The organism is Fructilactobacillus sanfranciscensis, from assembly GCF_029023685.1.
In the GTDB taxonomy this organism is placed as follows: Bacteria; Bacillota; Bacilli; order Lactobacillales; family Lactobacillaceae; genus Fructilactobacillus; species Fructilactobacillus sanfranciscensis.
On sequence record NZ_CP118925.1, the window covers coordinates 1,002,383 to 1,015,756 of the forward strand.

Annotated in this window: 13 protein-coding genes; 3 read left to right on the forward strand and 10 right to left on the reverse strand. The window is 33.3% G+C overall.

Going from position 1 to position 13,374, the window contains the following annotated elements; genetic code table 11:
• Positions 1 to 2 precede the first annotated feature (2 nt).
• The 5 genes from PY770_RS05110 to PY770_RS05130 all read right to left on the reverse strand — a co-directional run bounded on the left by PY770_RS05110 (position 3) and on the right by PY770_RS05130 (position 4,764).
• A complete protein-coding gene (locus PY770_RS05110) occupies positions 3 to 266 on the reverse strand; it encodes a YlbG family protein (RefSeq protein WP_014082240.1) in 264 nt (87 codons plus the stop codon).
• A gap of 14 nt (positions 267 to 280) precedes the next feature.
• On the reverse strand, positions 281 to 1,459 hold the full coding sequence (locus tag PY770_RS05115; protein ID WP_168852537.1) for an FtsW/RodA/SpoVE family cell cycle protein: 1,179 nt from the start codon (positions 1,457 to 1,459) through the stop codon (positions 281 to 283).
• Between the two features lie 103 nt (positions 1,460 to 1,562).
• Positions 1,563 to 3,404: a translational GTPase TypA gene (typA, locus tag PY770_RS05120; protein ID WP_275045839.1), complete on the reverse strand. Its 1,842-nt coding sequence runs from the start codon at positions 3,402 to 3,404 to the stop codon at positions 1,563 to 1,565.
• Between the two features lie 204 nt (positions 3,405 to 3,608).
• A complete protein-coding gene (locus PY770_RS05125) occupies positions 3,609 to 3,905 on the reverse strand; it encodes a UPF0223 family protein (RefSeq protein WP_056957530.1) in 297 nt (98 codons plus the stop codon).
• Positions 3,889 to 4,764: a Rossmann-fold NAD(P)-binding domain-containing protein gene (locus tag PY770_RS05130; RefSeq protein ID WP_225362108.1), complete on the reverse strand. Its 876-nt coding sequence runs from the start codon at positions 4,762 to 4,764 to the stop codon at positions 3,889 to 3,891. Before PY770_RS05130 ends, PY770_RS05125 begins: the two co-directional genes overlap by 17 nt.
• A gap of 221 nt (positions 4,765 to 4,985) precedes the next feature.
• Here PY770_RS05130 and def point away from each other — a divergent pair, with 221 nt between their 5' ends.
• The gene (def, locus tag PY770_RS05135) at positions 4,986 to 5,546 is read left to right on the forward strand and encodes a peptide deformylase (protein ID WP_103428424.1); all 561 of its coding nucleotides are present in this window, start codon (positions 4,986 to 4,988) and stop codon (positions 5,544 to 5,546) included.
• Between the two features lie 28 nt (positions 5,547 to 5,574).
• On the opposite strand, the gene PY770_RS05140 is transcribed toward def, so the two are convergent.
• Positions 5,575 to 6,036: a hypothetical protein gene (locus PY770_RS05140; protein ID WP_103428423.1), complete on the reverse strand. Its 462-nt coding sequence runs from the start codon at positions 6,034 to 6,036 to the stop codon at positions 5,575 to 5,577.
• Between the two features lie 177 nt (positions 6,037 to 6,213).
• Here PY770_RS05140 and PY770_RS05145 point away from each other — a divergent pair, with 177 nt between their 5' ends.
• Positions 6,214 to 6,429: a DNA-directed RNA polymerase subunit epsilon gene (locus tag PY770_RS05145; RefSeq protein WP_014082247.1), complete on the forward strand. Its 216-nt coding sequence runs from the start codon at positions 6,214 to 6,216 to the stop codon at positions 6,427 to 6,429.
• Positions 6,430 to 6,431: 2 nt separating this feature from the next.
• On the forward strand, positions 6,432 to 8,120 hold the full coding sequence (gene rnjA / locus PY770_RS05150; protein WP_275045840.1) for a ribonuclease J1: 1,689 nt from the start codon (positions 6,432 to 6,434) through the stop codon (positions 8,118 to 8,120).
• 89 nt (positions 8,121 to 8,209) lie between these two features.
• Here the strand turns inward: rnjA and PY770_RS05155 are convergent, their stop codons facing one another.
• The 4 genes from PY770_RS05155 to PY770_RS05170 are packed head-to-tail and all read right to left on the reverse strand — an operon-like array spanning position 8,210 to position 13,364.
• A complete protein-coding gene (locus tag PY770_RS05155) occupies positions 8,210 to 9,205 on the reverse strand; it encodes an aldo/keto reductase (protein WP_103428421.1) in 996 nt (331 codons plus the stop codon).
• A gap of 12 nt (positions 9,206 to 9,217) precedes the next feature.
• Positions 9,218 to 10,168: a ribose-phosphate diphosphokinase gene (locus tag PY770_RS05160; RefSeq protein WP_103423110.1), complete on the reverse strand. Its 951-nt coding sequence runs from the start codon at positions 10,166 to 10,168 to the stop codon at positions 9,218 to 9,220.
• Between the two features lie 49 nt (positions 10,169 to 10,217).
• On the reverse strand, positions 10,218 to 12,683 hold the full coding sequence (gene recD2, locus PY770_RS05165) for an SF1B family DNA helicase RecD2 (RefSeq protein ID WP_103428420.1): 2,466 nt from the start codon (positions 12,681 to 12,683) through the stop codon (positions 10,218 to 10,220).
• Positions 12,684 to 12,692: 9 nt separating this feature from the next.
• Entirely contained in the window at positions 12,693 to 13,364 is a 672-nt protein-coding gene (locus PY770_RS05170; RefSeq protein WP_014082252.1) for a tetratricopeptide repeat protein, read from the reverse strand.
• Positions 13,365 to 13,374 lie beyond the last annotated feature (10 nt).

Sequence of the window (13,374 nt, forward strand, 5' to 3'; positions counted from 1 at the left end):
AACTATTCCCCCTCTAATGCATTAAGGTTTAATTCATTAAGTTCTTCAACTAATGCAATTGTCGGCGTTTTTTCAACCCGTTTTACAAAACGTTGTTTTTTTAACTCTTCAATAATGTCATCTAAATCATCACGATTAACAAATAAAATTACATAATGCATTTTTTTTGAAATAAAGCGAATATCACCAAATTTTTTTAAATTTTTTGATTGTTTCAATGAAAAAATTGAAACTAGTAATTCTGCTCGATTTTGAATATTTTCCAAATTACAATCTCCTATTATTTTTGCGTGCGACTCTGTTTTTCAATACTACTAATTTTTAATACTAAAGCAAAACAAGAACTTAATGTTAACATACTAGATCCACCATAACTAATGAATGGAAGAGCTACCCCAGTTAAAGGAACTAATGCAATCGCACCACCAGCATTAAATAAAGTCTGAATTGTAAGATATGCTGCTGTTCCATAACAAATTGAACTATACTGTAAATTATTTGTTCGTTGGCCAATCTTAATCATACGTACAATCATAAGATAAAGTAGTCCTAGCACAAATAATATTCCTACTAATCCAAATTCTTCAGAAATGATTGATAAAATAAAGTCAGTATTAGCTTCAGGTAAATATCCCATTTTTTGAATACTATTACCTAATCCACGACCGAAAAGTCCTCCGTTACTAACAGCATAAAACGAATTAATTAACTGAGCTCCTGACGTCTGGGCATGTAAAAATGGATTATAAAATGCCACAATTCTTTGTAACTGATAATTATGTATATTCTGACCATGTTTAGCCAAAAATTCAATTCCAAAATAAAAGACAGGCACGAGTAAAATTATAATAATTGTACAAGCTCGTAAAGTTTTCCAACTTCTCGTTGCGGCTAGTAACATTACAAAAACAATAGTAAAGTTAATAATTGCTCCACCCATATCTGGTTGAACAGCAATTAAAAATAAAATAACTCCTGGAATGGCAAGGGGCTGCCAATTTTCTTTAAATGATTTACCTAATCCATCCATGTCAATGGTAGTTTGTCGCTTACGTAAAATAAAAGCAAAGAAAATAATAAAGAAAAACTTACAAAATTCAGCGGGTTGTAAACTAAAGAAACCTACTGAAATCCAGCCAGCAGCCCCATTAATTGTTTTTCCTAATAACTTAACGTACAGTAAAGCAACCATGAGAATCCCAAAAAAATAAATTACAAATCTATGCGATAAAATAAGTTTAAAAAAGAATTTGTTAAAAAAGAATTTGTTAACACAAAAAATAATGCCTAATCCAATTATAAAATAAAAAGTTTGTTTTTCAGCAAGTGTTTTCGCTTCTCCTTGACCAAATGATAATCCAATTCCTGCACTAGCAGAATAAACCATTACAATCCCAAATAAGCATAAAAATATATAAGGTATCATTAAATACCAATCAATCTTAGATTTGTTTTTCATAACTATCCCCAACGAGTTTATTTTTAAGTGATTATTATTATTGTACTAGTAATTACACCTAAAAAAAAGGACTACTCAAATGAGTAATCCTTTTAAATTTTTCTTAACTATTTTTGTGTTTATTTTTCTTAGCTGCTTTTTCACGTTCACCAGTATTTAAGATACGTTTTCTCAAACGAACATGTTCAGGGGTTACTTCACAAAGTTCATCTTCATTTAAGAATTCAAGTGATTCTTCAAGTGTTAAATGAAATGGTGCTTTAACCTTAGCAATATCTTCAGAACCGGCAGCACGAACGTTGGTTTGATTACGACCACGAGTGATGTTAACTGAAATATCATTGTCACGTGAGTTTTCACCAACAATCATACCTTCATAAACTTCAGTAGCTGGATCAGTAAAAATCTTACCACGATCTTGAATAGCCATAATTGCATAAGTAGTAACTTTACCAGTGTTGATTGATACTAAAGTACCATTACGACGACCTGGGTTCCAGTTTTTAACTACAGGTGCGTACTTTTCAAAAGTATGGTTCATAATTCCGTAACCATGGGTAATTGAAAGGAATTGAGTTGAGTAACCAATCAAACCACGTGATGGAACTAAGAAAGTCATACGTGTTTGACCATTACCAACACTTTCCATGTTTTGCATTTCACCTTTACGTTGTGAAAGTGTATCAATAATTGAACCAGAGTATTCGTCAGGAGTATCAATTTGTACAGATTCAAAAGGTTCAGATTTAACGCCATCAATAGTTTTGTAGATAACTTCAGGACGAGAAACTTGAAGTTCGAAACCTTCACGACGAAGAGTTTCAATCAAGATTGACAAATGAAGTTCACCACGACCAGAAACAACCCATGAACCTGGGTCATCAGTTTCTTCAACACGAAGTGAAACATCAGTATGAAGTTCTCTTTCAAGACGATCAATTAATTGACGGGCAGTAACTAACTTACCTTCTTTACCAACAAATGGTGAAGTGTTAGTACCAAAGGTCATACGCATGGTTGGTTCATCAATTCTAAGGATTGGTAGTGGTTCAAGTGAATCTGGAGAAACAACTGTTTCACCAACATTAATATCTTCCATACCAGAAACGGCGATTAAATCACCGGCCTTAGCTTCATTAATTTCAACTTTGTTCAATCCAACAAATCCCATGATTTTTGTAACACGGAATTTTTGTTGTGAGCCGTCAAGTTTCATAACAACAACGTTGTCACCAACTTTGACTTTTCCACGGAAAACACGACCAATTCCAATACGACCAACGAAGTCATCATAATCAAGCATTGCAACTTGGAATTGTAATGGATCTTCTGAATTATCAATTGGAGCGGGAATGTTTTCTAGGATAGTATCAAAAATAGGTTTCATAGTGTGTTCTTGATCATCTAAATCAGGTGAAAGACTTGAAGTTCCATTCATAGCTGAAGCATAAACAACTGGGAATTCAAGTTGACTTTCATCTGCACCTAATTCAATAAATAAATCAAGCACTTCATCAACAACTTCTTCAGGACGAGCACCTGGCTTATCAATCTTGTTAATTACAACAATTGGAGTTAAGTGTTGTTCCAAAGCCTTTTTCAATACGAAACGAGTTTGTGGCATTGTACCTTCAGCTGCATCAACAACTAAAAGAACACCATCAACCATTCGCATGATACGTTCAACTTCTCCACCAAAATCGGCATGTCCGGGTGTATCAAGAATGTTAATTTGTTTACCATCGTATTTAACGGCGGTATTTTTTGAAAGAATAGTAATACCACGTTCACGTTCAATTGGATTTGAATCTAACGCACGATCTTGAATTTCATCATGACCGTCAAGGGTATCAGATTGTTTCAATAATTCATTAACCAAAGTCGTCTTACCATGATCGACATGGGCAATAATTGCAATATTTCTAATATCGTCTCTTGTTTTCAAAAATGTTTCCTCCTCAAAAAGCAGTTAAAAGCTAGCAATCCAATTCTGAACTAGTAGTCAGATAAAAAAGCCGTGACACTGTCACAGCCCCATCAATACCTTGAATATTAATTTATTAATCGTTTTGCACTCTTTTTATCGCTATAAAAACTATATTCAATTATAGCACTAGATTTATAAATTAGTCAATTGAACTAGTAACAATTAGTCCATTTGTTTAATGTTTTTTGTCTTTGGATGTTCCTGAGCATTTTTTAATACTTGATAAATATCTAAATTAGAATTTTTTTCAAAATCACGACGTAAGTTATTTTGTTCAGTCCGAGCCGGATTAATTTCTTGAAACCGTCGAAAACTATCGATTAATTTTTGACGATTAACCCCATGTTCATCATAAGCTCGTTCGATATTGCGGAAAAATTCAGTTACATCAATTAATTCTTGCATTGACCAGTCTTCAACGATTGGATATGCATAATTTTGATCAGTTTTTTTTGCCATTTTTATTACCTTTTTTTATGTTTTCAATAATATCCATTGACCATTCAGCATCATGAGTCAATTCTTCCTGTTCATTATCTGCTAGTTGTAAATTAATAGAACGAAAAATTCCAAATTGATTAACCAATTTGGGTCCTAAGCTCAAACTCAATTTATCATTTTCTTTCTTTAAACTAGTAACAGAACAGATTAGAGAGTTTTCACCATAAACACATGTTAATAAACGCATCACTGCTTTGCTTTGAATCACAGAGTTAGAAACAATCTTATGATTACCAATTTGTTCACTAAAATTATTAATAATTTTATCATCATAGTTCTTACTATCATCTGCAATGTATGAAAGTAATGTTGAAGGACCAATATAAACTCTACTCCAGGCAACTAAATTGTGGGTATTGAGTCCTAGCGTATTGACGTTAATATCGTCACCGCTCACATTAAATTTTCGTACCAACGCTTCTCTTAAAATGATTTCTTGTGGAAGTGTACCCAAGCCAATAATTTTTTTAACATCTAAACCTGAAAAATAGGCAGCAAAATAAACAAAAATTTCATCATGTGGACAGTCAATCATAATTTTACCATTAAAACCACGACTAATAATGTCATTAATTGCCATTCTAAATTGCATCAATGGCTCTCTTATATTTTCAGCGATTGTTGAGGCATCGATAATTTCTGGATCATAGAATGGATTATCAGGTAGATAAATCATCCCATCAATTTCGCCTAACTTTGCATCTAATTCCATAACTTCAATCCGAAAGTTATGACACATTTCAGTTGCCAAAATTTCATTCGTATAAATTTCTGGATTGTCTAATAAGATAGTAACAGGCGTGTCTTTAACTTCCATCGCACTTAAAAGATTAGAAATTCTTTGCTGATCACCTTTAATAATTATTTTAGAATTTAAAATGATAACACTCCTCAAAAAGATAAATTGTATATGTTATTATAAAATAACATTCGGTTACGAAAATGCAAACTTTTTTTAATTAATTATCTCACTTACAATAAATACGAAATTACCATATAATTAAATTGTAAGATTATGAAACGAATGGAGGTAATCTTTTGTATTTAATGAAAGATATAACTAGAGATGGAAATCCAGTTTTAAGAAAACAAGCCGAAAAAGTACAATTTCCATTAAGTGATGAAGATCGTCAGCTTGGTGAAAAAATGATGGAGTATCTTGAAGTTAGTCAAGATGATGAGTTATGTAAAAAGTATCATTTACGTGCGGGAGTTGGATTAGCTGCCCCTCAAGTTGGGGTATCAAAGCTAATGGCAGCCGTCTTAACTCCCCCAGAAGGTGATGATGAGAAATCACCATTTAAAGCAATCATGATAAATCCTGTGATTGTTTCAAATTCTGTTCAAAGAGCTGCATTAACAGTTGGTGAAGGATGTTTATCAGTTGACCGTGATATTGAGGGATACGTTTCACGTTCCGATAGAATTACTGTTCGCTATCAAGATTTAGAAGGTAATGAACATAAGGTACGGCTAAAACACTACCCTGCAATCATTGCACAACATGAAATCGATCATCTTCATGGAACATTATTTTACGATCATATTGATAAAGCCAATCCATTTAGCCGCTCGGATGATGAAATTTTTATTGATTAACTTAAAAAGACCTACAGTTGTAGGTCTTTTATTTTTGGTCAATTTTTTTAATATCTTTAACGTATTCTTTGGTTGCATCATTTTGTTCATCAGCAACATCAAAGGTTAACAAATGATCGTTCAACCAACAATCAGTAATAATCAATTTATGTGCAATTTGCTTAATTTCATGAGGTTGTTTTGCTAAAGAACCTTCTAAAATAAATCTAATTTTCAAAAGTTCCAAATCACTTTGAATCTGATATTTATATTCATAAACCATTACGCCCCTGCCCCAAACATCTGTAAGTACAGTAGAAGAAATGAACTGATAAAAATTAATGTTTTGTTTTTGGGATTGCAAGTCACTTACCATTTTGAATACAACTGCATCAACATGGTCTTTATTAATTGCTTGATACTCTTTTTCTGGATTAATTACAAAAAAATGATGTAAAACACCGTAAATAAATAAGGCAACGATTATTCCAATAATTATTTCAAAAACCATTTTTATTACTCCTTCATCATAATTAATCAGTACGCTTAATACTACCATGTAACTTGATAATCGTCGAAATTGTGTATTATATACTTAAAATTTAGATTATGGTAAAATTGAAACAGTAGTCGAATTATTCGACATTAAGATCGACAAATAAAAAAGAAGCAAAAAGGAGTAATCATAATGATCTACAAAGTTTTATATCAACCTAATCCTCAAGAAAACCCTAAACGTGAATCAACAAAATCACTTTACTTAAACGCTAACACAGAAGCTGAAGTAAGAGATTTAATTCGCGATAACACAAGTTACACAGTTGAATACATTCAACCACTTGCGGGCAAACACTTAGAGTTCGAACAAAAAGAACCAGGTTTTAAAATTACGGAGTTTAAATAAAAATGAATAAACTAAACGTCAAAAATAACGAAACTGCAATTTACGGCGTTGGTGGACTTGGTGAAATTGGTAAAAATACTTATGGTGTTCAATTTCAAGATGAAATTGTATTAATTGATGCTGGAATTAAATTCCCCGAAGAAGGTCAACTAGGAATCGATTACGTAATTCCTGATTACCAATTTTTAGTAGAAAACCAAAGTAAAATTAAGGCATTAGTTATCACCCATGGTCATGAAGACCATATTGGTGGGATTCCCTTTATTTTACAAGCTATCAATGTACCTGTTTATGCCGGTCCTCTAGCTCTAGCTATGATTAAAGGTAAGCTTGAAGAACATGGAATGCTCAAATCAACTGAGCTACATGAAATTAACGATAAATCAGTACTTAAATTTAAAAAGACTAGTGTTTCTTTCTTTAGAACTACTCATTCAATTCCTGATACACTTGGTGTTGCTGTTCATACTCCCGATGGTGTAATCGTTGAAACTGGAGATTATAAATTTGATTTAACCCCGGTTACAAATACTCCACCAGATTTACAAGCAATGGCTAAATTAGGTGAAGAAGGTGTGCTTTGTCTAATGGCTGATAGTACCAATGCTGAAAAACCAGTTTGGACTAAGTCAGAAAGATACGTTAGTGACTCTGTCCGTAAGATTTTTTTACGAGTTCATGGCAGAATCATCTTTGCGACCTTTGCTTCTAACCTTTCACGAGTTATGACTGCCATCGATGCAGCTTACAAAAACGGACGTAAAATTGCTGTTTTTGGTAGAAGTATGGAATCTGCAGTAGTTAACGGAAGAGCATTAGGCTACATTAAAGTTCCTGACAGTGCATTTGCTGATGCTTCAGAACTAAAATCATTACCTGCTGATAAAGTAATGATTTTATGTACTGGTTCTCAAGGTGAACAAATGGCAGCTCTTTCAAGAATTGCTAATGGAACTCATCGACAAATTTCAATTGAACCAGGTGACACTGTAGTTCTTTCAAGTAACCCAATTCCTGGTAACGTTTTAAGCGTTAACCGAGTTTTAAACGAACTTGAAGAAGCTGGTGCTCACGTTATCAAGGGTTATGAAAATAAAATTCATACTTCTGGTCATGGTGGTCAAGAAGAAGAAAAACTTATGATTCGTTTAATGAAGCCTAAGTTTTTCGTTCCTATTCATGGTGAGTATCGGATGCAAAAAATTCACATTGGTCTTGCTGAACAATGTGGAATTCCTGCTGACCACTGTTTCATCCTTAAAAATGGTGAAGTTCTTGCTCTTACCAAAGATACTGCCCGTTTAGCTGATAGTTTTGTTGCAGGTGATGTCTTCATTGATGGAAATGGTGTTGATAGTGTTAACAAAAACGTTATCAAGGATCGTCAGCTTCTATCAGAAGAAGGTTTAGTGGTCGTTGTTGCGACAATTAATCTTAAAGATAAAGAAATTCAATCTGGTCCCGATCTTCTTTCTCGTGGTTTTGTCTACATGCGCGAATCTGGGGAATTATTAGATCAGGGTCGCAAGTTAGTTTTCAAAACAATTAGAAGAACTATGGACACTCAAAACGCTGATGAAAAATCAATCAAAAAAGCAATCGTTAACGAACTTTCAAACTTCTTGTTTGAAAAAACGGAACGACGTCCTTTGATTTTGCCAATGTTAATTATGAATGACAACAACAAATAAATAAAAGACTTACTTTTTTCGAAAGTAAGTCTTTTATTATGGACTAAATTATTGAAAATAAAAATCTCATCAAAATGAGATTTTTTTATTTATTTTTCTTTTACAATTTTATCAATCGCTTCAAGTTCATCTGTTGTAAAGTCTAAATTATCTAATGCTTTTAAGTTATCATCTAAATGGTTAACCTTTGAAGCTCCAGTAACAACACTCACAACTGTTGGATCACTTAATAACCAGGCCAATGACATTTGTGCTAAAGTTTGATCACGATTCTTAGCAATTTCATTAAGTTTATTCAACTTAGCAATTGCTTTATCTTGACCATTTTCAAGAATAAAGTTATTCGTCCAGTGAAGATGAATATCTTCTGGAATCCCTCCAAGATACTTGCTCGTTAATAAGCCTTCAGCTAAAGGACCATATGCAACAAATCCATCATGATTATCAGCAAGTGCTTTTAAAGTACCATCATTTGCTGGTTCACGATTTAACATGTTATATGAACTTTGGTTAACCACAAATGGGGTATGTAATTCTTTGAAAAGTTTAATCATCTTTTCAGTTTGTGGACCATCGTAATTAGAAATTCCAATATAAAGTGCTTTACCTTGACGTACCAATAAATCTAAAGCTTCGGCAGTTTCTTCTAAACGAGTATTTGGATCAAAACGATGTGAATAATAAATATCAACATAATCCAATCCCATTCGTTCTAGACTTTGATCAAGAGCAGCCGTCAAAGTTTTCTTTGAAGAAAAGTTACCATAAACACCGGGCCACATGTGAAAACCGGCTTTAGTTGTGATAATTAATTCATCACGATAAGGTTTTAAGTCTTGTTGATAGACTTGACCGAACATTCTTTCAGCTGCACCAGAACCAGGACCATAGTTGTTAGCCAAATCAAAACTAAAAATACCACGATCAAAGGCGGCTAACATAATTTTTTGGCTATTTTTAAAGTTAGCATCGTCCCCAAAACTATGCCAAGTTCCAAATGACAAAGCAGGCAATTGTAAACCACTATTTCCTGCTCTTCTTACTTTCATATTATCGTAACGATTATCGCTTGCTTTAAAAACCATTTTTATCCTCCATTAAAATAAAACATGAGTTGATTCATCATTTTGAATCAACTTTAACGCTTCACCAATTAACTTACCAACTGATAAAACGGTTAGTTTATCTAATTTAAATTTTTTAGGAATTACAATTGAATCAGTAACAATTATACGAGCAAGATTATCATCACTCAAGTTTTCTAATGCTGAGTCAGAAAAAACAGGATGTGTGACTGCTGCGTAAACATTTTTAGCACCAGCTGATTTCAAAACATCTGCGGATACTTTCATCTTTCGACCGGTAACAATCATATCATCAATAATGATCGCATTTTTTCCCTTAACATCACCAATAATTTCTTTTGGGACATAGGTATTTGATTCTGGATCTCGATTATCAACAATTGCTAAAGGTAAGTCTAAACGATCAGCAATATTACGTGCTCTTGCTACCCCGTTGTGATCAGGAGCCACAACCACTGCATTATCATCCAAGTGTTCTTCATGCAAATATTCACTCATCAAGCGATCAGTTCTTAAATGATCAAGTGGAATGTCAAAGAATCCCTGAATTTGGGCAGCGTGTAAGTCGAGAGCAATTACTCGATCAGCAGCACTGTTTTGTAAAAATGATGCAATTAACTTAGCTGTAATTGGAGCTCTTGCTTCTGTTTTCTTAGTTGATCTTGAATATCCATAATATGGAATTACCACATTAATTGAATGAGAACTAGTCCGCCGAACAGCATCAATCATAATTAATAGTTCCATCAAATTATCATTAGCCGGATTAGTAATTGATTGGACAATGTAAACATCGTCTCCCCGAATACTTTCATCAATGGAGATCTTAATTTCACCATCACTAAAATGATTAATGGTTGATTTACCTAGTGGCATTCCACTAGTAGCAGAAATTTTTTCTGCTAAAGGTTTGTTAGAATTTAATGCAAAAATAATTGGTTTGTGTTTTGTATTACTAGACAATTTAAAATCCCCTCAATGTAAGTTCTTTACTAACTTCATTATAATCAATTTACTCCAACTTTTCATCCATAAAATCGTTAGGTTTCACTCCATCCATTCCAACCATTGGATCAATTTGATTAGAAAGAATTTTGGCTTCAGTTAAAATATACTTATCTGGTTCAGCATCCTTTTTGGGCTCCTCTGATTCAATATCAGTTGAAACTTTTTTATCCACTAATTCTGGTTTTTCTGAAACTGGTTTTGGATTAAAAATTTTATCTAAGCGTTCTCTTAAAGATGTCTTTCGATTACTAGAAACATGTGAAATACATTCAGCAAAGGAATTAACATCCCCGACCATAATTAACTTTTGAGAAGCTCTAGTAACAGCGGTATACAACAAATTTCTTTCCAGCATCCGCCGATATTGAGGAACAATCGGTAAAATTACCATCTTGAACTCACTTCCTTGAGCTTTGTGGATGGAAGTGCAGTATGCTAAAGTCAATTGGTTCCAATCATTTCTCGTGTAAGAAACTTCAGTTTGGTCAAAGGCAACTACCAATTTATCAAGATACTTTTTCTGATCTTTATTTATTTCAATTCCAACTACCTTACCAATGTCGCCGTTAAAAACGTTATCTTCGGGTGCATTAACAAGTTGTAAGACTTTGTCCCCAATTCGATATTTAACGTTTTGATATTCAACTTGCTTTTGCTGCTCACCTTTTGGTGGGTTCATAATTGCTTGAACGTCATTATTTAAACGATCAATTCCTGCTTCACCACGATACATCGGAGCTAAGACTTGAATATCAGTTGCTGTAAACTTTCTTTCTTTGGCTTTGGCAACCACTTGGTCAATTACTTTTACAACTTGGCTAGTATTACACTGAATAAAACTACGATCTTTTTCTTTATCTAATAAAGTTTGGGGAATTTCCCCATTTTTAATTTCATGAGCCAATTGAATAATTGTTGATCCATCACCTTGACGATGAATTTGATTTAATTCAATTTTGGGAATTACTTCCGAACGAATTAAATCATAAAAAACCTGCCCCGGTCCCACTGATGGAAGTTGATCTTTATCTCCGACTAAAATAACCTTCATTCCAGTCGGAATTGATTTCATTAATTTAGTAAATAATTCGGTATCGACCATCGACATTTCATCAATAATCAATAATTGCCCGTCAATATCATTCCCGTCTTCTTCATCATTTCCATTCAAGCCCAACAAACGATGAATTGTAGCAGCCGGAATACCAGTTGATTCACTCATTTTTTTGGCAGCTCGCCCAGTTGGAGCAGCTAATAGAACCGGAAATGCATCATCTTTGTATTTATTAACGTCTAAAGATAATTTGTTAACTTTTGCAAAGGATTTAACAATTCCATTAATGATGGTCGTTTTTCCAGTTCCCGGTCCACCAGTTAAAATAAAAATTTGATTCTCTAACGCAGCGTTAATTGCGGCAATTTGAGAATCATCATATTTGATTTTAGCTTCATTTTCAACTTCGTGAATGGTGGTTTTGTAATCTTTTGTAGAACTTTGCTTATCATCAATAATCCGTTTTGCATTTTCTGCAATTTTCCACTCATCATCATATAAATATTTAAGATAAATTTTTCCATCGTCAACTTCGATTTTATGGTCTTTAACTAACTCTTTTAGTTCTTGAGCTAACTTTTGATTATCGATCTGTTGTTGTGGATCAGTATCCAGGATTTCAAAACTAGCATTAATCAATTCCTTTGAATTAGAGTAAGTATTTCCGTTTCTAATTGAGAGCCGAGTTAAAGTCGTTAATAATCCAGCTCGCAATCTTCCCGCTGAATTATATTCAATTCCTACTTTACTGGCAATTTGATCAGCTCGTTTAAAACTAATATTTTTGATATCTTCAACCAATTGATAAGGATTTTCTTGGATTACTTCCAAGGCTTTTTCATGGTATTTTTTAAAAATTGCAGCTGCTAAAGCACTTCCAAATCCGTATCCATTTAACCCAACAATCACTTGCTCAGCACCGTTATTATTCCGTAAACCATCAACAATCGTTTGGTTTTGTTTGGAATTTAATCCGACTTTTTTAATCGTTGTAGGATCTGAAATTATTTTTTCAATTAAATCTGTTCCAAGAGTTTCAACCACTTTTTGGGCTGTTTTTTGACCAATTCCCGGAAAATCATCACTCGCTAAGTACTTTATCAATCCCTCAGGTGAGCTTTGACTCGCCCGTTCATAGTTGTCCGCTTGAAATTGTTTCCCGTAACGAGGGTGGTCAACCAATTTTCCCACAAATCGATAGCTAGTTTCTTCGGCAATATCTGCAAAATTACCTGTCACCACAATTTCCTCTTCAGTCCAATCAGTGTTAGTTTTTTCAACCTTCACCAATAAAACTTTATAAAAACTATCTGCACCCTCAAAAAAGGTAGTAACTACCTTCCCAATCACAAATGGTTTTTCCGCTTGATTATTATTCAATTGTGGCTCGTCAAAGAGGTTTATTGATGTTGGCAATTTAAGCTCCTATTTATCTTGTTTTTCTTTCCGAATTTGAATAAATTTTTCAATATCACTTAGTTTTCCTTGTTCTTTATCAAAATAAAGCTTGTCATATTTTTCTGCATTCTTAAAATATCCTTCAAACGGTTCGCCTAAAACCATCGCAATTAAGCCTTGATTAAAATTTGCTTCACCGTTATGTGGATTACTTTTTAAAACCAAATCATAGTACCCCTTGGCCTGTTTAAAATCACCTAAAGCAATTAAACACTGTCCGATTAATAAATTAATGGACGGGTCTTGTTTTGCGGTTTCTTGAGCAGTTAAAAGGAAAACAAGTGCTTTTTTGTAATTCTTTTGTCCCATATAACTTTGAGCTAACATTACATACGCATCTGATTGTAAATTTTTGTTCGTTACTTGTTGAAATTGTTGAATTGCTTTTTCAAATTCTCCAGCGGAATAATAAACATTCCCTAATCCATAAGTTAAAACGTTTTTGGCTTTTTTACTTTGATTTGCAAAAAGTCCTAAGGCTTTCATTAGTAATTCTTCAGCTTGGGTATAACTTTTCAATTGAATCAAAAAGGCACTTAAATCATAGTAGGTCCGATAATCATGCGGATGATTATCAATATCTTTTACTAATTTGTGAAGGGTTTCTTCTGCTTGTTTTTGTTTTTTATCATTATTCATAATTAGCCTC

Coding starts and splice junctions, on each gene's coding strand:
- PY770_RS05115 (WP_168852537.1), bottom strand. CDS start 1,459: ATGAAAAACAAATCTAAGATTGATTGGTATTTAATGATACCTTATATA.
- PY770_RS05125 (WP_056957530.1), bottom strand. CDS start 3,905: ATGGCAAAAAAAACTGATCAAAATTATGCATATCCAATCGTTGAAGAC.
- PY770_RS05130 (WP_225362108.1), bottom strand. CDS start 4,764: ATGGAAGTTAAAGACACGCCTGTTACTATCTTATTAGACAATCCAGAA.
- PY770_RS05140 (WP_103428423.1), bottom strand. CDS start 6,036: ATGGTTTTTGAAATAATTATTGGAATAATCGTTGCCTTATTTATTTAC.
- PY770_RS05145 (WP_014082247.1), top strand. CDS start 6,214: ATGATCTACAAAGTTTTATATCAACCTAATCCTCAAGAAAACCCTAAA.
- rnjA (WP_275045840.1), top strand. CDS start 6,432: ATGAATAAACTAAACGTCAAAAATAACGAAACTGCAATTTACGGCGTT.
- PY770_RS05155 (WP_103428421.1), bottom strand. CDS start 9,205: ATGGTTTTTAAAGCAAGCGATAATCGTTACGATAATATGAAAGTAAGA.
- PY770_RS05170 (WP_014082252.1), bottom strand. CDS start 13,364: ATGAATAATGATAAAAAACAAAAACAAGCAGAAGAAACCCTTCACAAA.